At 62.0% G+C, this 22,038-nt stretch carries 17 protein-coding genes; 5 read left to right on the top strand and 12 right to left on the bottom strand.

Annotation, left to right across the window (positions count from 1 at the left end):
* Positions 1-81 precede the first annotated feature (81 nt).
* The 12 genes from K1X71_13955 to K1X71_13900 all read right to left on the bottom strand — a co-directional run bounded on the left by K1X71_13955 (position 82) and on the right by K1X71_13900 (position 16,503).
* On the bottom strand, positions 82-1,056 hold the full coding sequence (locus tag K1X71_13955; protein MBX7074245.1) for a glycosyltransferase: 975 nt from the start codon (positions 1,054-1,056) through the stop codon (positions 82-84).
* Positions 1,053-2,300: a glycosyltransferase family 4 protein gene (locus K1X71_13950; protein MBX7074244.1), complete on the bottom strand. Its 1,248-nt coding sequence runs from the start codon at positions 2,298-2,300 to the stop codon at positions 1,053-1,055. Before K1X71_13950 ends, K1X71_13955 begins: the two co-directional genes overlap by 4 nt.
* A complete protein-coding gene (locus K1X71_13945; GenBank protein MBX7074243.1) occupies positions 2,297-3,718 on the bottom strand; it encodes a hypothetical protein in 1,422 nt (473 codons plus the stop codon). Before K1X71_13945 ends, K1X71_13950 begins: the two co-directional genes overlap by 4 nt.
* Positions 3,715-5,139, bottom strand: a complete 1,425-nt coding sequence (locus K1X71_13940; protein MBX7074242.1) for an O-antigen ligase family protein — start codon at positions 5,137-5,139, stop codon at positions 3,715-3,717. Before K1X71_13940 ends, K1X71_13945 begins: the two co-directional genes overlap by 4 nt.
* 20 nt (positions 5,140-5,159) lie before the next feature.
* Positions 5,160-6,407, bottom strand: a complete 1,248-nt coding sequence (locus K1X71_13935; GenBank protein ID MBX7074241.1) for a glycosyltransferase — start codon at positions 6,405-6,407, stop codon at positions 5,160-5,162.
* Positions 6,407-7,579, bottom strand: a complete 1,173-nt coding sequence (locus K1X71_13930; GenBank protein ID MBX7074240.1) for a glycosyltransferase — start codon at positions 7,577-7,579, stop codon at positions 6,407-6,409. Before K1X71_13930 ends, K1X71_13935 begins: the two co-directional genes overlap by 1 nt.
* An 11-nt stretch (positions 7,580-7,590) precedes the next feature.
* Positions 7,591-8,838, bottom strand: a complete 1,248-nt coding sequence (locus tag K1X71_13925) for a glycosyltransferase family 4 protein (GenBank protein MBX7074239.1) — start codon at positions 8,836-8,838, stop codon at positions 7,591-7,593.
* 47 nt (positions 8,839-8,885) lie between these two features.
* Entirely contained in the window at positions 8,886-9,989 is a 1,104-nt protein-coding gene (locus tag K1X71_13920; protein ID MBX7074238.1) for a glycosyltransferase family 2 protein, read from the bottom strand.
* 99 nt (positions 9,990-10,088) lie between these two features.
* On the bottom strand, positions 10,089-12,293 hold the full coding sequence (locus tag K1X71_13915) for a polysaccharide biosynthesis tyrosine autokinase (GenBank protein MBX7074237.1): 2,205 nt from the start codon (positions 12,291-12,293) through the stop codon (positions 10,089-10,091).
* Between the two features lie 714 nt (positions 12,294-13,007).
* Positions 13,008-14,075, bottom strand: a complete 1,068-nt coding sequence (locus tag K1X71_13910) for a hypothetical protein (protein ID MBX7074236.1) — start codon at positions 14,073-14,075, stop codon at positions 13,008-13,010.
* 74 nt (positions 14,076-14,149) lie between these two features.
* On the bottom strand, positions 14,150-15,217 hold the full coding sequence (locus tag K1X71_13905; protein ID MBX7074235.1) for a polysaccharide biosynthesis/export family protein: 1,068 nt from the start codon (positions 15,215-15,217) through the stop codon (positions 14,150-14,152).
* Positions 15,218-15,666: 449 nt separating this feature from the next.
* A complete protein-coding gene (locus K1X71_13900; protein ID MBX7074234.1) occupies positions 15,667-16,503 on the bottom strand; it encodes a deoxyribonuclease IV in 837 nt (278 codons plus the stop codon).
* Positions 16,504-16,677: 174 nt separating this feature from the next.
* Between K1X71_13900 and K1X71_13895 the strand changes: the two genes are divergently transcribed.
* The 5 genes from K1X71_13895 (at position 16,678) to K1X71_13875 (ending at position 21,941) form a co-directional block, all read left to right on the top strand.
* A complete protein-coding gene (locus tag K1X71_13895; protein MBX7074233.1) occupies positions 16,678-17,163 on the top strand; it encodes a hypothetical protein in 486 nt (161 codons plus the stop codon).
* Between the two features lie 84 nt (positions 17,164-17,247).
* Positions 17,248-18,408: a ribosome small subunit-dependent GTPase A gene (gene rsgA, locus K1X71_13890; GenBank protein ID MBX7074232.1), complete on the top strand. Its 1,161-nt coding sequence runs from the start codon at positions 17,248-17,250 to the stop codon at positions 18,406-18,408.
* A 42-nt stretch (positions 18,409-18,450) separates the two neighbouring features.
* Positions 18,451-19,428 (top strand): flippase-like domain-containing protein, encoded by a 978-nt coding sequence (locus K1X71_13885; GenBank protein MBX7074231.1) that lies wholly within the window; start codon positions 18,451-18,453, stop codon positions 19,426-19,428.
* Positions 19,429-19,485: 57 nt separating this feature from the next.
* Positions 19,486-20,553: a glycosyltransferase family 2 protein gene (locus K1X71_13880; GenBank protein MBX7074230.1), complete on the top strand. Its 1,068-nt coding sequence runs from the start codon at positions 19,486-19,488 to the stop codon at positions 20,551-20,553.
* Positions 20,550-21,941: a hypothetical protein gene (locus K1X71_13875; GenBank protein MBX7074229.1), complete on the top strand. Its 1,392-nt coding sequence runs from the start codon at positions 20,550-20,552 to the stop codon at positions 21,939-21,941. The genes K1X71_13880 and K1X71_13875 overlap by 4 nt, the downstream gene beginning before the upstream one ends.
* Positions 21,942-22,038: the final 97 nt, after the last annotated feature.

Here is a 22,038-nt window from a genome sequence, read left to right as displayed (position 1 = left end):
TTCCAACGATGATACAAATCGTGACGACATAAAAAGTTCGCTGTCTGAAACTCGCTGTTGAATAGATCGCTGTTGAATGCACTAAACGCGCGCAAGTTGCGGTTGGCGCCAATCCGCCGGACGGCCTAACAAGCGCCGATACCAGCGGCGTCCCCGCTCGGGCACCAGCAAGGCGGCCAAACCATACCAAGCAGTCGGCGCCCAGGGACGGCACGCAATCGCGCGCAGATAATTGGCCAGCGCAATACGCGGCGCGTGGCCCCGAGCCGCCAGGCCCATTGCGCACCAGCGCGTGTACTTGTGCCGCCGCACAACCGCCGGCGCCACCGCCTCGCTGCCGCCGTACTCGACAAAGAATCGCAGCATCACCCGATCGACCTGCTCGCGCCAACGGTTGTTGGTGCGCGACATGCTGGCATGTCCCACGCGATACAACACAAGCGGTTCTTCGACGTAGTCGAATTGGCAACGCAACGCCAATCGCAACCATAAGTCGTAATCGATCGGATCATTTAGAGTCTCGTCGAAACATCCACCGGCGCCTAATAGCGAACGCCGCGCCATGGCCGACGAAAAGCACACGAAATTGTCGAACACCAGAGGTTCCACCACTCGACCTCGGTAGAGCGGTGTTTCCTCAACCACTAACGCGCGCCCTGCCACATCGATGCAAGCGCGGCGCGTGTACACCACGCCAACTTCCGGCCGTCCGGCGAACAGCTCCAGTTGCCGCGCTAACTTGGTCGGCTGCCAAATGTCATCGGCGTCGAGAAACGCCACATACTCGCCGCGCGCCAAGCGCACGCCGTGATTCTTCGCCTGTGGATGCCCTACGTGCGCAATGTGCTCCAAGCACACTTGCGGATGTGCGGCAAAGTGGGCCACTGCCTCGCGCGTATTGTCGGTCGAACCATCGTCGACCACGATGATCTCCAGATCGGTCATCGTTTGCGCTAGCGCCGACTCGATCGCCAGCGGCACAAAGTGCGCATAGTTGTAGCTCGCGATCACCACACTCACGCGCGGCGCGGGATTCTTGTTATCCTGCGGTTTCATAGAACTCCCACGGTAGTTGACAATTCAGCGGTCGACGCCACGGTGCTTGCGATGTGCGACGCTTTGCCGTCGGCATTGCTCACGACTTCCAGCCGGCTGCGCCGACCTAACAGTTGATTCAATTCCATGAGCAGCGCTGTCGCGCTGCGCTGGTTGCAATAGCGCCGACCGGCCTCGGGGGCGAAGCGTTGAGTCGGCGTCACCAGTTCCCCGGTCATGGCTCGGCGCAGCGCCGCTGCCAACGTTGTCGGGTCTCCTGCCGGGACCATTACCGCCGGAGTATCCGTCAGCACCTCCGACAATCCCGGACAGTCCGAGGCCACCAGTGGCGTCCCCAGACACAACGTCTCCATGGCCAACAGCCCCGCGGCCTCCCACAGCGACGGCATAACGACCAGATCGAGTTGCGGAATCACGCTTTCCGGCACGGTAGCCAGATCGAAAAAGCTGACGCGGTTCGCCAGTCGGCGGCGTCCCGTTTCTGCCTGGTACTCGCGAATCATGTCGCCGGCGCCGAACGCGGCCAATCGCCAACCTTGTGTCGGCATCAGCTCCAGCGCCGAAAGCAGCGGCAAAAAGCCCTTCTGCTCCATGAAGCGGCCAAGAAACCCCATCAGAAAGGTCGATTGATCGATCCGCATCTGCTCGCGCAATGTTTGCGCGAAGCGCCGGGGCGGATAGCAAAATCGATTGGTGTCGATGCCATGGCCGATCGTCGCCATCCGCGCGCGGCCGGTTACAACCCGCGGTAGGTACTCCAAGAGGTTCTCGCGAGCGTCGTTGGTAACGTGAATAATCAGGTCGATGCCGCGAAACAGTTCTCCCATCACGCGCCGCTTCAATCGGCCCAAGCGGCCTGCGAACTGATCGGGTCGAAAGACATCGTGCGAAGTCATGACGTGCGGCACGCGCAAACCCAAGTTTGCAATCGCCGTCTGCACAGCCGAGGTGGCCCCTTGCGAATGCACCAGGTCGAACCGACCGCTGGCCAAGAGCCTGCGCAGCGGCAAGTTCACCGAGTCGCGTGTCCGCTCGCATGGCAATTCCACAAACTCGACATTCGGCCAATTTCGCAGTTCTTCGCGGAATCGTCGGAAACGCTCGTCCGGAGGGCCCGCAAAGGTAAACACGTATCCATCGGCAGCTAGCGCCGGATATACGTAATGCAAATAGGTGCGAATCCCCCCCACGGGCCAACGCGCAACACACAGCAAACGCGGATTTTCCATCGAGCGAGCGCTCACGACGTCACTGGCTGCAACGATTGAGTAAAAGGGTTCTCGACCTTCGAGATGCAAAATCGGTACTTGCCCGACGGCTCTTGCGGAATCCGTTCCACCAACTCAATTTCAAACCGCGCGTCGCCGCCAAACCGTTCGGCGACCAATTGGCGAATTTGCTCCCGGCTCGCCGCGCCGAAGTTTTCGTCTGGCACGATCCGAAAGCAAAATTGGTCCAGGCGCTCCTGCACAATCTGGATTTGGGCCACCCCCGCGATCAGCACGGCAAAGTTCTCGGTTAGTGAGATGCCCGAGATCAGTCGCCCGTCGGCAGTCGTCACGAAGTCGGCCTCGCGTCCCTCGACACGTTCCAAGAGTGGCAATTGGCGGCCGCAGGCGCAAGCCTCGCGCGATAGTGAGGCCATGTCTCCCACCTTATAGCGCAGCAGTGGCATGGCGCGGTTCGTCAGGTCGGTGACCACCACCGCGCCGGCTTCGCCCGGCGTCGCGGGCTCGCCGTCGGCCCCTAGAATCTCCACGTACACGTTGTCGCAATTGATGTGCAGTCCCCCGCGCCGATCGCATTGGCAGGCAATCAGGCTCACCTCCTCGCAGCCATAGCGATTGGTCACGCCCGCGCGAAATACGCGTTCGATCAATTCCCGCTGCCAATCGTGTAGCACCATGGCGGTCGAAATAATGCCACGTGGATAGAACGCCAGCTTCGGGTTCAACTCCACGAACTGCGCAAACAGGTACAACGAGTGCGCGTGCCCCAGCATCATGGTTGGGCGCCTGCGCTGCTGCGTCAGGGCGAAGCGACGCATGGCGTCTTCATTCATGCTTAACGTGTCGAGGTAGGATGCCCGTTCCAATAGCGTGTTGCGAAGTCGACCACGCCAACCGTTGCGCAAGTAGTCGGGGTTACCCCAGACCATGGCCACCCGTTCGCCAAACCGCCAGCCGCTCCACTCGTCGCTGCGGAGGGTGCAGGCGCGGCGCCATTGCTGGGCCTTGTCGTCCACGTACACCGCCACCGACCGGCCGTTGGAACCCGATGTCTTGTGATGATGCAAGTCGGCAATGCGAAAGTCGGTGGTCAGCAGTTCTTGCCCACGATAGCGCAGATGGTCCTTTGTCAAAATCGGAACGTGGCGAAAATCGTCCCATGTGCGCACGTCGTCCGGCTTCAGCCCCGCCTCGCCAAAAAGGGTGCGCCAAAAAGGCGAGCGGCGAAAGGCGTGATCGACTAGCCCCTGGACCGCCTCCCATTGCCGCGCCCGAATCGCCTCGGGCGCGTCGTACTGGGTGGCCAGCAAGCGGCGGTAGTTGCTCAGGTACGCGCTATGCTCCCACCGCGCCCATGCCGGCCCGATCGCGGCGCGCACCCAAGGCGCGTACCAATCGCCGTGAGAATTCGTTGCACCAGTCTGCGAAATCATGCTCCCACCCTAAGCAACAATTGCGTCGAAACTTCAAGGCGCTCCGCTGCCCGCTCTTGCCGCATCATGTCGCGCAATTGCAGCAGCGCCATCAACGCGAATCCGGCCGCCCACAACCAAGTGAAGCGCAGCAAATTGTGCCCAAACAAGCCATCGAAGATCAGCAAGATCAATGTCTCTCGCGCTGCCAGCGCCAAGCGCCACGGCACAACCGCCCGTGGGTCGCGACAGCGCGGCCCCAGTCGAATGGCCCGCTGCGCGTTGCCGAGCGCCACTAGCACCAGTGCGGCGAACGCTAACGTGCCCAGCAAGCCGATCTCGCTGAGCGATTGCCCCAGCAAGTTGTGCGGATCCCAAATCCCGCCGTCCACATGGCGAATGCGGTAAGGGATGAAGTTGCCTGGCCCCACTCCCAACAGCGGAAAACGACGGAAGATCAAGATGCCCAGTTTCAGTCCATTCACCCGACCCATCGCCGATTCATAGGCGTTGGCGGGACCGGCGGAAGGATTCCAGATCGTCTCCAGCCGCTTCTTCGTTTGTGGCGGGGCAACCACCCACAACACGCCAATCAACGCCAATGCCGCCAAGCCATAGCCGACTTTGGTGGCTATGCCACGGCCGCGCATCGCCACCAGTCCTACGAATAGCGCGAAGCTCACCATGCCCGAGCGACTGTTGGTGAGCATCATCGCCCACATCGCCAGGAAGAAGTAGCCAGCTAAACAGCGCGTGAGCCAGCGGCGCCAAAACTTGGGCCAACTGGCTGTGAATTCGCGTCGAATCGAATACACGAACAACAGCATTGGCATGGAGAGCACAATTGAGCCGGCCACTTCGTTTGGCCCGCCAAAGGTATACTCGATGCCAATCAGTCGTCGCACACCCATCGCGAAATAGTGCGCGTCGTTGACGTAGTACTCCCATACAGCCTTACTCAAATACAATCCCATGGCGATCAAATAGCACGTGACCAAGAACGCCAGGGTGTACGGAGTGCGCGCCACCGAGAGCAGCACAAAAAAGAACACCACCAAGGTCAAATAGGTGTAGTACACCGGCAGTGCGGCCGTGAGGCTCCAAGCGTTTGCCGTGCAAATCGACATCATCGCGGTGAACGCCAGCACAGTCACAACCTGCGAACTCAGTCGCAGTCGAAAACCATCCACCAGCACAGCGCAGATCATCGCCACCGCGTAAATGCGCTCGAAGCGAATGGCCCCCAACGCGGGCATCAGCATTTCCCAAGGGCGAATGATGAATAGCGCGATGTATCCGGCCACCATCCACACGGCCAGCGAACGCGGCCAGATTCCTTGAATCAAGCGCTCATCCGGGCCGGCCAAGCTCACCGGCGTCAGCGCTGCGCGCGGATGCTCCGTCGAACTTGCAAATCGACCAATTGCCGCCGTAGTAGCCAAGTCTTACCGTTGAAAAGAAGTTAAACGAGCGTAGGCGCCAGCATGTCGACTGAGGCACGAGTCTCTGGCACATCAACAACCGCAGCTAATTCCGAGAATTGGCGCCCCACCAGCTTGGCGTAGAAGCATTCCGCACGACGTGCGGCTGTCGCCCAAGCAAAGCGCCGATGCGCCGTCTGGCGCGCTCGAGCACCTAGTCGAGCTGCCAAATGTGGATCGAGTAGCAGTCGCTCTAGCGCCTTAGTCAATGCGCCCAAATCGCCTGGCGGGACTAGCAGTCCGGTCGATTCGTGCTCGATCAACTCGGGGTTGCCCCCGACACTAGTCGCCACGATGGCGCGCCCGGCCGCCATGTACTCGACAATGGCGTTTGAGAGCCCTTCCGATTGCGACGTCAGAGCCCCGATGTGCAGTGTCGACAAGAACGCCGGCAAGTCGCTGATTGAGCCATGCAGTAAGATGCGATGCGCGAGCGACCGCTCGCCAATGAGACGCCTCAGCGGCGCTTGAAGTTCGCCCTCGCCGGCCAAATGAAAGGTGACCTGTGGATGCCGGGCACACAATTCGATCGCGGCGCGCACAAACAATTCCGGCGCCTTCACGGGACGCAGGTTCGCGACCAGGCCGATGCGGCGCGGCGCGTTATCGCTCCAGTCGGGCGCCGAAATCTCCTTATACCGGTCGAGTTCGGCGCCGTTCTCCATGACGAACACACTCTGCGGTTCGGCGGCCTCGTCGGCGATGACCGCGCGGCGACACGCCTCACAATTCGCCAGCGTCGCGTCGACTAGCCAGCGATTCAACAGCCGCCCCAGCACGCGGTCGTGCGCCTGCATCCAGTAGCCCAGATCGCGCCGAGTGCGCACCACCCGCGCGCCGGACAGTCGCGCCAGTGGCGCGGCAAAATAGGTACTGTCTGGAAAGTGCGTTTGCACAACTTCGATGCGCTCTTGCCGGAGCAGCCGCACAAACCTCGCTGCCGCGGCCATGGTGTGCGGCTTGTGTAGCGAACGCACGCCAAGCGCGTGGACGGGACAATCGCGCGGCGCGAGCTGCGCAGATAGCGCGTCGCGCCCGTCCAACAGACACAACACCGGCGCCACGCGCCGCCGGTCCAAGTGTTCAATGAGTCCCAACAATTGTCGTTCCGTCCCTGCCGCGCGCAGCCGATCGATCACAAAACACACGCGGACGGGCTGGCCATTGTCGGCCACGAGCTTGTGGCCGGCGCCATGCACTTGCACACGCTCTTTTGTTGCGATGCGCATCAGCCCACAGCCTCCGCCGATGCCGATAGGGCATCGGCAATCGGTGACTCGTCGCGCGACGGACTCATGTCCCGTCCGCACAGCGATTCGTAAAGCTTCAGATAGCGCTCGCTCTGTTCGGCGAATGAGAACTTGTCCCGAACGAACTGTCGACCAAACGTTCCCATCGATCGCCGCTGCTGCTCGTCTTCCAGCACGGCCGCAATGCGGTCGGCAAGCGCCGCCGAGTCGCCCGGTGGCGTGAGGTAGCCCGCTGCACCGTCAATCAGCACTTCAGGAGTTCCTCCCACGGCTGTCGCCACCACCGGCACTCCGGCGGCCAGCGCTTCCAGCACGACGCACGGCAGCCCTTCGGTGTACGAAGGCAGCGTCAGCAGATCGAAGCAGGGGATCAGTTTGTCCAATCGACTGGTGAAGCCCGCGAAGAAGAAGCGGTCCTTCAACCCCTTCTCGACCACGCTCGCTTCCAACTCGTCGCGTAACGGCCCGTCGCCATACACCACAAACGCGATTGACGCGTTATGACGCACCACGATCTCCGCCGCCGCGATCAACACATCGAAGCCCTTTTCCGGACTCAGCCTTCCCGCGGCGCCGACGATGCGATTGGGCCGCCGGGGAAACATCTCCTCAAGTTCCTCACGGAACACCCGCTGCGGTTTGACAAAGCGGCCCACATCGACCGCGTTGTGAATCACGCTCATCCGATCGCGTGGCACGCCCAATTGGTCCACTTTGCGCGATTGGCCTTCTGACACGCAGACCACATGGTCCATGTATCGCAACAGGCGCCGGTCGAGCGCTTCATAGAGGCGAATCCGCCGCGACTCGCCTGTCCAGCCATGCGCGATCGCAATGGCGGGAATCCCCAATCTCCGCGCTGCCAACCGACCCAACAGATTGGCCTTGTAGCCGTGACAGCACACGAGATCGGCCTGCGTCGAACGAAGCACTCCGGTCAATTCGCTGCTTGCCTTGCGTAGGTGCGGCGTATCGTGCCTCAGACCCACTGCGTTCAAACCGAGTCGCCGCGCCTGGTCCAAGAGCGACTTGCACAAGCCATCTTCGTGAAACGATACAATCGTTGAACGTACATGGCCCGGTAAATACCGCGTCAACTCCACGATCTGCCACTCAAGGCTGCCAAAAAATCGGGATGAAGTGAGCTGCACTACCCGCATCGTTATGCCGTTCCGACCAATTGAGCGCTTGCTGCCTCGGCGTATGTCCGCCACACTTCGTCCAGCCGGTCGGCCAGGGCATCCCAGTCATAGCGTCGGAGCACCACCTCGCGGCCGGCGCGGGCTTGTTGCGCCGAACCGCTGCGATCACAAAGCCTCGCCAGCACGCAGGCCGCAAATTCATCCGGAGAGTCGGCCACCGTCAAATGGCGGCCGGCCTCCAGCTCCAGTCCCTCACAGCCAACCGTGGTGCTCACCACTGGCAGTTCGCACGCCAAGGATTCCAAGATTTTCAATCGCGAGCCCCCACCAATGCGCAACGGCGTCACCATCAAAGTGGCGCTTCGCAGCCACGGACGCACGTCGGGAACATTGGCGCACAATCGCGCCCCCGGCGTGGCCGCCACCAACGCGTTCAGCCACGGCGGTGGATTGCGGCCCACAATGTCCAGTTCGCAACGTGGCGCCCCTTGGCGCACCAGGGGGAACACGTGTTCTAAGAAATGCCGCACACCATCCTGATTAGGCCGCCAGTCCAGGCTACCGAGAAACAGCAGTCGCTCCGCTTCGCGCGGTCCATCCCCCGGCGTGAAAAATTGGGTGTCCACTCCGTTGTCGACCACCGCCACCTGTCGCGCGCCAAATTCGCGCTCCGCCAACTCCGCGTCGGCGTCGCTCACTGCGATTGTGCAATTAGCTGCCGCAAAAGCGGCGCGCTCAAACACGGCGAATTTGCGCCATTGCTTCTCGATGTACCAGCGGCGCAGCGACTGCTGCTCCGTCTCAAAATAGCGCTGCCAGATCAGCGACTCCACATTGTGCGCCATGACCACCCAACGGGCGTCCAGCATTCCGCGCATTGCGGCGGCGTACGGCGTCCATTCACATTGCCAAAGGTCGACACGTTCGCGCGCCGCTAAACCGGCCACTGCCTGGTTCAGTTCCCGACTGGTGTGCGATGCCACAGAATACGGTAGCGGCGACAAGAGATTTGCGGCCAATCGGTAATAGAACCCCAGGCCATGCTGCGGCGGCACGCGGCGATCCACTACGATCGTCGCGATTCCGTGGTCCTCAAAATATTCCCGCGCGGCCGCTGCTTCACTGGCGCTGCTATTGCGATGGCACACATAGGTAATGCGATGCCGTCGCGCAAGCCGGGTTATCAGGTTTGCGCTGCGGATGCGCTTACCCGAGGTCAACGGGTAAGGCAGCTCCTCATCGAGTACAACGACGTGCAAGCGGTCCATGTTCGACAGTCTGCCCTCCAAGAAAAGCGACGCCAGATGTGGGGCAATTAGCGCGGTTTCGTGGGCAACGCGGTCGCAGCAGCGGGCTTGCCGCGGCGCAGCCCCACCATCACCAACTCGCGCAGCAGGCCAAACCCGGCGCCAATATGAATCGCTGGAAACACCAGTGGCAGCCAAGCGCCCAGCCGCCACTGGTTCGGTCGGCGCGCCACAATCTGCAAACTCGTGGCCAGCACAATGAAGACATAAAGCGCGCACACCGAAGCGTAGACTAGCGCCAAGTATGGATTGAGCCACGACAGCGGTAAGCCAACGATTAGCCCCAGAACAAACATCGCCGGCAGAAAGCTGCCTAGCGAGATTGTCTCGGGATGCTTGCAAGCGAGCCGGGCCCGCCCCTGGCCATACCGTGTCATCTGCTTGAACAGCGCTCTTAGACTCGGACGCGGATGGTAGCGCACCAGCACCTGCGGTGTGAAAAAGCACGTCAGCTTCGCGTCGTCGAAGCGCTGATTGAACTCTACATCCTCGCAGGCGTCGAACGATTCGTCGAACCAGCCAATCTTGTCAAATACCGCGCGGCGGTAGGCAACCGCCACGCTGTGCGCCGGAACGTAGCTTTCCGCATAGGAATAAATATACGACGATGGGTGATGACCCAGCGGCGACGAGCGCGCCGCCGCAATGGCGCGCTGCCGTGCCGAAGCGCCGGTCACGTCCAGCGGCTGCGGTCGACCGATCGCGTCGGCGCCGCTGCGGGCAAAGGCGTCGCATAAACAGCGAAAATAGTTCGTATCAGGAATCTCGCAGTGCGCGTCGATAATCAACACATAGTCGCCGCGACTGGTGGCCACACCAATATTGCGCGCTGCGCTCGACCAGCACTTGGGGTTGCGCAGTAGCCGCACATGTTGAAAGCGCTCGACGAACCGCATCACCACATCGCGTGTGGCGTCGACCGACTCGCCATCGACGACCAGAATTTCCACGCGCGCGGGATCCCAATCCTGGCTCACCAAGTCGGCCAAGGTTTGTCCGATGAAACGCTCTTCGTTGCGGATCGGCACGACGACCGATAGAAAGGGCTCTGCCGGTGCGGCAACCGGAGTTGGCCGAGCGCGTAGTTTAGCGCGCGAGGTGATGATGCTCATTCAGATTGCCTTGCTTTGTTGCAATTCATGTTGTCGCGTCGAAGCTGTCTGTTGTTCGACCTTGCTCGCGGTCGCGCCCTAGCCCAGAGCAATTCGCGCCTAATGCGAATACACATAGGTGCGCGGCGCCACCCCGCTCAAGACGGCGCCCAGCACCTTGGCGCCCGCGTTGTCGAGGCGCTCAAAGGCCAGCCGAACTTCTGGTCCGCGACTGCGGTTGTGTAGCGTCGCCAATACGGTGCCGTCCGCCAGCTTGCCCAGCACCAACGCATCGCCAACCAGCAGCACGGGCGGGCAATCGATCACGATGTAGCGATAGACGTCGCGCACTTCCGCAAGAAAAGTTTCCAGACGCCCCGTGGTCAGCAGACCGTGCGGGCTGCGCCCCCCGCGGCGTCCGGCTGCCAACATGTCCAAGCCCTCGATCGAGGTTGGCGTCACCGCGTCGCGCCAATCCACGGCGCCGTCCAGCACGTCGACCAAGCCCGGCGAGTTCGACACACGAAACTGTTGATGTAGATCGGGACTGCGAATATCGGCGTCGATCACCAGCGTGCGAGCGTGCTGCGCCCGCGCCAAGCTGGTCGCCAAATGCGAAGCCAATTGCGTCTTGCCTTCGCCGCTCACCGCACTGGCCACAGCCAGCACTTGCACATCTTGCAATTCGTCGCGCGCCAACAGATTGGTGCGCACATACTCCACGCTCTCCTCAAATGCCAGGCAATCGCGGGCAGAGGGTCCCATCAGCCGGCCACGCCGATCCAGCGGACCGAGGCGCAACCGGGTCACCTCGCCCACCACGGGCACATTGGCCTCTTGCACGATGTGCAATGGCTCGGTGATCCGTCGCGCCCTGCGCTCGAACAGCAGCACCGCCAGGAAAGGCATGGCGAACGCGCCTAAACTTGCCGCCGCGACCTTTAGATGCGGGGCGCCGGTTTCCGGCAGACGAGGAACCACTGCGGGCCGTAGCACATGCACCTGCGACGGCGCCTGCACCTCGGTCCGCAGCGCCTCCGCGCGCGTCGAGATCTGTTCCAGCACTTGCTCGGCCAACACCAAGTCGGAACGCGCCGATTGCAGCTTCCAAGAATCTTTGTCGTCCAGCCCTAGCTTCGAGCGCTCGGTCTCAATCCGATTTTTGAGATTCTTCTTGAGCACTGAATACGCTTCGAGTTGCGACTTCATCTGCGACAAATCGTCGCGCCGCTGATCTCGCCACGAACCCGCCACTACTTGTTGGGCATGCGGCCGCATACTACTGCGCAGCTCTTCCAACTGCTTTTCGAATTGCTCGATCTCAAGCTGCAGCTTTTTCAAAACCGGATCGTTCACCTGATCGCGCGACACAATGTGCGCCTGCGACAAACTGGCGCGCTTCATCGCCAACATTTCGTGCAACCGCATCACGTGCGGATTCTGGTCCAGCGTTTGTTCCACCGCGCCAAGGGGCGGTCCGCCATCGCCACGCTTGATATCTTCCTCGAGCGCCGCGACCTTGGCCGCCAGCACTTCGCTCTCCACTTCGGTCGACGCCAACTCTTCTTGCAGGTTGTCCACGCTGTTTTTGGCCAGTCCCAGCTCCTGCTCGTCTGTAGCAATCAGCAGGCTGCGCCCGGCGGCCTTGGCCATGTCGTAGAAGCCCGCTTGCATGTGCTGCAACTCGTCGCGTCGCCGCACCCTCTCGCGTTCCAATAGCTCGATGATGCGCGTGTTCCGCTTGACGTACTGCCCCATTTCGTAGTTCACGTACGCGTCGACGACGGCGTTGACGATCTTGGCCGCGTTTTGTGCCGAGTCGGTCTCGATCGAAATCTGCAATAAGTCCGACATGCCCACCGATTCGACCCCCAGCTTTTTCGACAGCCAGGCAGCGGGCGCGGCGCTTTCGCGGATCAGCGGCAAGTCTTTAATTGCCGCCGATTGCACCGCCTCTTCCAGCACTAGCGGACTGCGAATCAGTTCGATCTGCGTCTGCACGAACGGGTTTGCCTTGTGTTCCGGCGCCTGCGGAAACGCGATGAACGGACTCGATCCATCCACCTGAAGCCACGCCACAGCGCGATAGGTCGGCACCGCGTAGTACCACACCAGCACACCCGCTGCGATCGCCGCCAACAGGCCGATCGGCGCCGCCGCCCAGAACCAGCGGCGAAAGGCTGCCAGCACGCTACCGGCGGTCAGCGACGCATCGCTGTCGAGGTTCGCGCTCGGCTGAAAGTAAGGCGTCAGCGGTCGCGTCACGGCCGGCGCCACGGTAATCGCTCGATCACGCGAAAGTGGTTGGTAGTCGTTCGATTCCATGCGTTACTCGTGTCCCGTTAGCAATGTCGTATAGGCTCAGTCGGCGCACACTCCGTGCCCGTCGGTTGCAGCACCGATTTCAAGACATCCCTGAAAATGACATTCCATAGCTTCCGCGCATCATCCAACTCGACACGCAGGGCTGCCTGCCTAATGTCTTGCGCTCCTGCGCAAGTTCGACGATTTCAGCGACATGCGGCACAGCGCGGGTTGAATCCAAGAGCTAGCGCTCGCTAGCGGCGAGACGCCCCTGACATTGCGCGCCGATCATCGCGTGACCCTTACTTCGTCAGACCTTTGACTTTCTATGACGGCGCGCGCACGACCCTACATCGTGTGTCTCCACATCTTGGGAGGCGCCGACACGCAATCTGACCGGCGACCGTACTAGTCTCCGGCACGGACCAGTGCTGACACTGCGGAACGTCAGTCCTTCTAGAGCGAAAAGCCTCTCAAACCGCTGGCAGACGGCCGCTTTTGCGCTCTGGAGTCCTTCGCGAACTCGGGGGTTACTGTCCGTGGACGAACCTTCGTAGGCGGGTGTGCCGCCATTTTGGTTCGATGGGCGCCAATGTCAAGAATCTGGTCAGGTATTTTCCACCTACCAGGGGGCCGAAGCCGCAAGCGCGCAAATTGTTTACGTCAACAGGAAACAATTATGGCGCTCGGCACACGGAACAATTGCGCCAGTCGGCGCTGGCGGCATCGTCGGGCTTAGCGAAGAGTACGAAGCACGATGACGGGCTCGACTACCGGCTGCGCGGCACGATGCGCCGCCGTCCGCGATGCGGTAAACTCCGGTGAGCGGGCGGCTTGGCGCGTTTCGGGCATCCGATTTGGGATAAGTCGCACCAGTTTTGGCGTCTCCGGCCTCGTAAACGCATCCGGAAGTGGCCACCATTTTTTGCCATTTGTCCCTGTCGAACGCGTGAAGATCACCATTCGTTGTTTGAATGGTTTGGCCCAGTTCGACAGCGTTACCGGCGGCGCCGATTCGACGCCCACGGCTTCCACCACGGGACGTTGCGCCGCCATACGACCGCGTGAATTCGATTTCACCGCCATTGACTGTGGCGTGGTGCGAAGCGTCGGCGGAGTCACCGGACGCGTCGCCTGAGTCTCGCTCGGTACAAAGCGCGGTTCGGCGTACACCTCACGGGCGGCCGCTGGTCGAACTACCGGCTCAGTCAGCCGTGCCGGCCGCGTAGTCCTATACGGTTGCGGTGAAGCATTCACTTGCAGCGCCGCATTTACCTGCGGCGCTGTATAGGCCTGCGGAGTTGTGGCAGCCTGTGGTGGCGCCACTGGAGCGGCTTCTTCGTCTTCCCGCACTCCTGGCTCGGGAACGGTGTCGGTTTCTACCGCTGGCGCTGGCGCATCGGCGGCGGGTTCATCCGCCACTGGGGGCGATAGTTCATCGGAAGGCGACGGAGGCGTGGGCGGGATCTGCATCGGCGCCGGTGCAATTGGCGCGGTAGCTGGCGGCGCGGCCTCTGACGCTGGGGACGCCGGCGTTTGCGGCGGCGCGGCAACCGCCTCTGTCGGTACGGCCGGCCCCACAATGAACTCTTCTTCCGTCACTTGAATGGGCCAGCGGTTCCAGACGGTGCGGTTGTAACCAAACGGCGGACCGTTCGGAATGCAGACCGGAATGTCGCATTTGTGACACAGGTTGCCACGATTGCAATTATCCAATCCGCGCGCCGCTTGAGGCCGGAGCGCGCCCATCGCCAAGGCGATGGCGAGCACCACGCATACTCCGATAGCCGCTGAACGTCGCATAGCCTTCCGTATCTTTCTATTGTCTGCCCGCTGTGGTCTAGCAGTGACTCGTGGACGCATCGCACGCTATGTGATTAAAAGAAGCCAACGCCGTTGTTGTTGCGGAACTTGGCCGCTTGTACCGTAGCGGTGCCAAGCAACGTGAATCCGAGAACCCGCTCGAATGGCGACAGCACCTTGCCCACCCAGGTGTCGAACGAGTACCAGTGATCTTCCTGCACGAAGACGCGGTCTCCCGGCAGAACCTGGTAGTTCGTCGCTGTCGAGCCTCCTTTGGTGATGGCGCACCAATCGACCGGCAGCACCTGGTAGCAACCGGTGCCGTCTGGCGCCGGCCGCGAGACCCAGATTTTCTTCGACGACACCTGCTGCAAGCCGTTCACTTTGGCGATGGAGCTCAGCACGGTTTCGTTCCCCATGTACGGGAATTCGTAAACCATGTCTCCGTAGCCGCCCCCTTCCAGCACGACGAAAAACGTCTTGCTGTTGTAGGCGTACATGTCCACCGCCACTTCTGGCGATTCGAGATATTGCGCCAAATGCGCCTCGATGGTCTTCTTGGCCTGCATCACCGTCAGACCGGCCACGAACACCTGCCCGTAGCTGCCGAGAGTGATGGTGCCGTCTGGGGCCACTAGATGCTCGCCCGAAATTTGTTGCCGCCCGGCGGTTGCCCCCAGACTCACCGACACCGAAGGACTGGTGAGCGAACGTCGCAGATGCGCGTCGATGGCGACCCGCGCCTCGTTCAAGCTCTTGCCAGCAACCTTCACACTGCCGTACACCGGTCCGAGGTTCACCGTGCCATCGCTTTCCACCAAATAGGGGCCCGCGATCGGATACTCGGGGTATGTGCCGGTGGCTTGAATCAACAATTCGTCGGTCGGCGACACCACGTACGTGCCGCGCGGCACCACGCGAATCGCGTCGACCAGCAAGATGTCGGGCGGCGCGATGTCGTAAGGCGGCAGCGTGGTCATCATCAATTCTTTGGGCACGTCCGGCGCAACCGGCGGCAGCGGCACAACGTCTTTGTGCTGACCGCGCAATGTGTGGCAACCGGTCATGCTAACGGCGACGAGCGCGGCGAAGAGTGCCAGGCCGATTCCGTGGCGCTGGTGGCACATATTCCCCATGGTCATTCTCACTTCCGTGCTGGCTGTGCTTCCGTGCTCAGCGGAGCGTGGTCCTACGCTCCTCGTCCACGCGCGGCCGCAGGCGCAAGCGCGGCCGACGAAGACTCCATAACACCACCATTCGGCCCCGTGGGCGTGATAGCTAGAGCGACGGTCCGACCGAATCGGCAAATTCCCCCCCGTGAAAAGTATTTGACGACGCGTTGTGTCAATCCGGCTGACACGTCCGCGCAAGTAAACTCTGCCGCCGCGGCAAGATGTCATGTCGCCCCATCGCAACCCGTGATACGGACCCTGTTAAACCTTGCCGGTTACAGAAACCCGCCAGGCGCAGGGACCTCTCGCTTGCTCCACTTTTCCCCTGGACAATGGCTTTCCAACCTCTTTGTCGCTGGCGCCACATGCACGCGGCGGCGCGACGCTGCCAAGTGGTCTCATCAGTAGTTGATATGCCGTCACTTGCGTATCAGGTCGCGCAGCGTTCGCAAATTGATCACGTCCAATTCTTCGTCGTCGCGTTTTCCTTTCGGTGTTTCCAGGTACATTGGCACTTGGCTGAAGCGCGTGTCGTTCATCAGCAGCCGAAACGGCTCCAAGCCGAGATGCCCTTGGCCGATATGTTCGTGCCGATCGACGCGCGAGCCAAGCTCGCGCTTGCTGTCGTTCAGATGAAACGCCTTGACGAGCGGCGCGCCGATCAAGCGATCGAGCGCGGTCATCGTCGCTTCGTAGTCCTTTTCGGGCGCCAGCGGGTAGCCCGCCGCGAAGACATGGCAGGTGTCGACGCAGATGCCGAGTCGGTCCGGGTCGCTCACATGTTCCAAAATCGCCGCCAACTGCTCGAAGCGGCAGCCCAGACAAGACCCTTGTCCGGCGGTCGTCTCCAGCAAACACTGTGCGCCGATGCCACGGGTCTGCCGATGCACCTCATCTAGCGCCAGCGCGATGCGGGCGATTCCCGCTTCCTCGCTGCTGGTAACAAAGGCCCCAGGATGTGCCACGACGTACGGAATGCCGAGTCGCTCGGCCCGCAGAAGTTCGACCACGAAGGCGTCGATCGACTTCTTCCACAGCGCGTCGTCGGGACTGGCCAGATTGATCAGATACGAGTTGTGCGCGATCGGGTGACTGATTCGCAGTTTGGCCAGCGCCCCCTGAAAGCGGCTCACATCGTCGTCGGTCAACTCCTTGGCCCGCCACTGATTGTTGTTCTTGGTGAACAACTGGACGCAATCGCAGCCGGCAGCCTGGGCAATCTCGACGGCCTTGTAATAGCCGCCGGCAATCGACATGTGCGCTCCCAAGAGTGGCATGGGCCAAAAAGTACCACACTGGCGGCCCCGCGCGCAGGCGCCTGGGCGCAGCGACCGAAATTCATTTGTCCGGAGGCGTGGCTCGGATAAAATCGAAGGCGTGGACGGAGCGTTTGCCTCGGCCTCTCGTGTGCCTTGGCGGGAGTGGATGTTATGGTCGCTTGGATTCTGGTGGCCGGCGCGGTTGTGACCGTAGCGGTGATGACAGCGCTGCTCTATAAGCCGCTTCGCGCCGTCCGCCAAGAATCGGCTCTGGCCCGAGCGAAGCGTGATTTTCATCTCCAGCGTGAACGGCTCGAAGCGCAGTTCTTCAAGCTGGCTTCCACCACCGGCAAACCGCGTGGCCTGCGCTGGACCGATTGCGACTTCGAGAATCCGGTCGCCTATGCCCGCGACCGCAAGACGGGCGAGCTGTCGGCCTTTGTCGCCTGCACGATATCGTTCGAGGCGATCGAGGGGGGCCCGATGGAAGATGTGGAGGCGGTGGGCAATTTGCGCGCGGCGACTTCGGTGTTTAACTTCCGTGCCAAGGTCTGGACCACCCAGGGGCGCGTGATGTTCAATCTCAATCCGGCCGAGGCAATTGCCTTCTATCAGGGGGTGGTCGAATCGGTGGGCGCCGAGAATGGCGGCGCTTAGCCGACCGCTGCTGCGCGGACGATTCATCGCGCTGGCCGCGTTCGTCTCGAAGTAAACGCCGCGCTCGTGGTATAGTGGCCGGTCGTGAGCAAGAAGAAACAGCGTCAAATCCGAACCGACTTTCGCAAGAACCGCGTCGAGCGACAGCGCAAGGTCAATTTCACGCGCGATTTCGCCGCCGGCGAACCGGAGGAAATCGATTCGGTTCGTGAAGAACGGATCAGCGGCAAGGGAGAATTGTCGCGCCGGCGCACCGTGCGCGCGGCGGACGAAACGGCCTGCGCAGACGACAGCAATTCGCAACCCGTGCTCGCGGTCGACGAGGCTGTTTGCCTCGCGGGTCGCGTGCTCAAGGTCAACGGGCTTTTGAGCACGGTCGAGACCGCCGACGGTCGGCGATATCAATGCGCCACGCGACGGCTGCTCAAGACCATCAGCACCGACCTGCGGCACGTCGTCGTCGCCGGCGACCATGTGCTGATCCGGCCCGCCGACGATAAGGAAGGCATCATCGAACGCGTCGAGCGGCGCTATGGCGTGCTCAGTCGCGCTAGCCGCGGCCGTCAGCACACCATCGTCGCCAATGTTGATCAGCTCTTGATCGTCGGCAGCGCCGCCGAGCCGTACCTCAAGCCGAATTTGATCGACCGCTATCTGATGTCGGCCGAGAAGGCCCATATTCGACCGTTGATCGTCATCAACAAGATCGATCTGGTCGAACCGGCCGGGCTGATGCCGCTGGTCGGCGTGTACAGTCAGATGGGCTACCCGGTGATTCTCACCAGCGCCCGCAGCGGAACTGGCGTCGATCGACTGCGGCGCGAGCTTGTCGATCGGCAGACTGCCGTCGTCGGTCAGAGCGGCGTCGGCAAGAGCTCGCTGCTTAACGCCACTGAGCCCGGACTGGCGCTGCGCGTCGCCTCGGTCAGCCAGGAGACTCAAAAGGGACGCCACACGACCACCACCGCCGAACTGCTGCGCACGCAGTCGGGGGGCTATCTCGTCGATACGCCGGGCATCCGCCAGTTTCAACTTTGGGACATCGTGCCCGCCGAGGTGCAGAACTATTTTCGCGATCTGCGTCCGTACGTTGGGCTGTGCAAGTTCCCGGATTGCTCGCACACGCACGAAGAAGAATGCGCGGTCAAAGACGCCGTGGCCGACGACTTGCTGGACGTGCGCCGCTACGAGAGCTACCTGAGCATTCTTGAAGGCTCGTTGGACGACCTTGAAGATTGGTCGTGAACCATTGGCCGCCGTCGCGCGGCGCCTTTCGCGAGTCCCTGCGTGACGACTTCTCTCGAAAAGAGCACTGCCACTTCCGAACCGCGGCTCCAGCCGCGTCGCTGGTTGCTGGCGATCAAACTGGCGGTTGTGCTGCTGGTGCTGTTGGGCGTCCAACATTCGCTGGTCGCGGCTTGGCGCAAGCTCGGGGAGCAAGAACTCCAATTCGATTGGCCTTGGCTGATCGCATCGGGCGTCATTTACCTGGTTGGTCTGCTCCCCGCCGCTTGGTTCTGGTATTGGTTGTTGCGCTGCTTTGATCTGCCGGTGGCGCCGTTTTCGACATTTCGCGCGCATTATATAGGTCACGTCGGCAAGTACGTGCCGGGCAAGGCGATGGTGTTCGTGATCCGCATTGCGTTGTTGCCGCGAGCAGGCCGACTGGTGGGCCCCGCCTCGCTGGCGGTGTTTTACGAAACGATGACCATGATGGGGGTTGGCGCCTGCCTGGCCGCAATCGTGTTGTTGGGATGGCAACGCGCCACGGGGTTGGCCGCCGTGGTCGCCATTTGCTGTGGGGCCGGCGGCGTGCTGGTCACCTTGCCCCCCGTGCTGCGCTTGGCAGGCAGGTTGCTGGAGCGCGTGCGGCCCGGTTTTCGGCTCGCGGCCGAGCTGGTGCGCATCGACATGCGCCACGTGGTGGTTGGCTGGTGCGCCAATTTTGCCTTGTGGCTCATGTTGGCGCTGAGCTTTTGGGCCGCGCTGCGCGGGGTGTTGCCAGCGGCGCAAGTTCCCTTGTCGGAATTTCCGTTCTATCTGGCCTCGGTGGCGTTGGCGATGGTCGCCGGCTTCGCCTCGCTGATTCCGGGCGGGGCCTTCGTGCGCGAAGCCGTTTTGCTCGAACTCCTTGCGCCGCGCTATGGCGCCGCCGTTGCGCTGGTCGCCGCGCTGGTGGTGCGCGTGGTCTGGCTCGTGTCGGAAGTCTTGCTTTCGGCTATTCTGTATGTGGCTGGCCCGCGCGAGTCGGCGAATGCGCACTAGCGCGGTTCCCCCTCGTGCGCCTGCCGCGAGCATGTGCTCGCAACCATCCCGTTTGTCATGGCGCTGGCGCTGGCCAGTGTCGGATTCATGCTGTCGATCGTCATACCGGTGTACAACGAACGCGAAAGCCTCGCGCCGCTCCATGCCGAGTTGGCCGAGGTCGCGCGCGATCGCGGTTACGACCTCGACATCATCTTTGTCGACGATGGCTCGAGCGACGACTCTTGGCGCCAGATCGAGACCCTCGCCGAGCGCGACCCGCGCGTCAGCGGCGTTCGCTTCCGGCGCAACTTTGGCAAGGCGGCCGCCTTGTCCGCCGGCTTCGAGCAGGCGCGCGGCGACCTGGTCATGACGCTCGACGCCGACCTGCAAGACAATCCCGCCGAGATTCCGTTGTTCTTGGACGCCATCGCCGGTGGCCTCGACGTGGTCAGTGGCTGGAAGCAGGTGCGCTACGACCCCTGGCACAAGGTGGGTCCGTCGCGCGTCTTTAACTGGATGGTCAGCAAGCTCACCGGAGTGGCGCTGCACGATCATAACTGCGGCATGAAGTGTTGCCGCCGCGAGGTGCTGAACGAAGTGCGGTTGTACGGCGAGTTGCATCGCTTTGTCCCGGTGCTGGCCGCCGCGCGCGGTTTTCGCGTTGGTGAGGTGGTGGTGCGGCATCGCCCGCGCCGCTACGGCCAGTCGAAGTACGGCGTCAACCGCATTGTCAAAGGCTTTTTGGATCTGCTCACCGTCCGCTTTCTTACCGGGTTCGGCCAGCGGCCGCAGCACCTGCTGGGCGCCGCCGGGCTGGTTTGCTTTGTGGCCGGACTGACCGGCCTGGGCTATCTGGCTCTCGACAATGTGCTGGCCGCGCTGGCTCCTGGCAGCCAACTGGGCTGGCTCGATCCACAGCGCGCGTTTCTCGGCGCGGCGATGTTCATCTTGCTGGGAGTGCAACTCATGTCGTTAGGTCTGGTGGCCGAGCTCATCGTCGATCGCAGCAGCCGCGGCAGCGACCGATACTCGGTCGCGCAGATCGTTTCGCGCGGCGCGGCGCAGCCAGTCCCACCATCGGATTCCGCCAATGGCGCCATCCACGGGGCGAGCCGACCACAAGTCGGTTCTCGCGCGCCATGAGCGCCGCCGACTCCAACAGCGCGCTGCGGCGCGGCGTTTATCTGATCATCGCGTCGATTGCGCTGGGCGGGATGCTCGGCCGCATTCTGGCGGTCAACGCCGTCGACAAAATTGAAATCGACAAGTCGCGGACCAAGAATGGCAAGCCGTTGTTGCAGCGTCCTTTTCTCAGCGCCAACGATCGCAGCCGCTGGTGCACCGTCCGCGCGCTGGTCGAACTCGGCACGTACCAAATTGACGAGATTATCGCCCAGCCCAACTGGGACACGATCGACATGGTCAAGCGGCCCGACGACGGCCATCTCTATTCCAGCAAGCCGCCGCTGTTTCCCACATTGATGGCGGGCGAGTACTGGATCATCCACCGGCTCACCGGCCGCACGCTCGGCACGCATCCCTACGAGATCGGCCGCTTCATGTTGATCACCATCAACGTGTTGCCGCTGTTGCTCTACTTTGCCATTGTCGCGCGCTGGGTCGAACGCTACGGCGCGACCGATTGGGGCCGCGTATTCGCCTTTGCGGCCGCGGCATTGGCCACCTTTCTCACCACGTTTGTCGTCGTCATCAACAATCATCTGCCCGCCGCCGTTTGCGTGGCCATCGCCACCGACGCCGTGCTGCGCATCTGGATCGACGGCGATCAGCGCTGGCGCTGGTTCTTCGTCGCGGGTTTGGCGTCCTCGTTCGCCGCCGCGGTCGAACTGCCCGCGCTGTCGTTCGCGGCGCTGGCGGCGGCCGCGCTGGTGTGGCGATTTCCGCGTCAGACGCTGACCGGCTTTGCGCCGCCGGCGCTGGTGGTGGCCATTGCCGCCTTGGCGACCAATTACGCGGCGTTTGGAACGCTCACTCCCGCTTACAAGCACAAAGATTGGTACGACTACAGCTACATGAAGGATGGCCGCGAGCGCGACAGCTATTGGCGCGACCGGCAAGGCATCGATCGCGGAGAACCGTCGCAGGCCAATTACGCGCTGCACATGCTGGTGGGGCATCATGGCATCTTTTCGCTCACGCCGATCTGGTTGTTGTCGGTCGCCGGCGTCGCCACCGCGCTTGCCACGCACGGCGAACGGCTGCGCGGCATGGCGTTGGCGATCGCGCTGTTGTCGGTTGTGTGCTTTGTCTTTTACCTCCTGCGTCCCTTGGAAGACCGCAACTATGGCGGCATGACCAGTGGCCTGCGCTGGAGCTTTTGGCTGATACCGCTGTGGACTTTGATGTTGCTGCCCGCCCTAGAGTGGGTGGCGCCGCGCGCGTGGCTGCGGTGGCTTGCCTGCGCGCTGTTGGTTTTCTCTACCCTCTCGGTCAGCTACCCCACATGGAACCCGTGGACACATCCGTGGATCGCGAATTTTTTGGTGTATCTCGACTGGATCAAATTCTGAGACCGGCCAGTGAGGAAAAGTGGTTAGTGGCTCAGGAAGAAGAAGGAACCGCCGAGACGGGGAGGCGCAGAGGGGGAAGAGTGGTGGCAAGAGAAAG

The organism is Pirellulales bacterium, from assembly GCA_019694455.1.
GTDB lineage: Bacteria > Planctomycetota > Planctomycetia > Pirellulales > JAEUIK01 > JAIBBY01.
The sequence above is the reverse complement of the archived record's forward strand: the minus strand, read 5'-3'. Positions and strand labels throughout refer to the sequence as shown.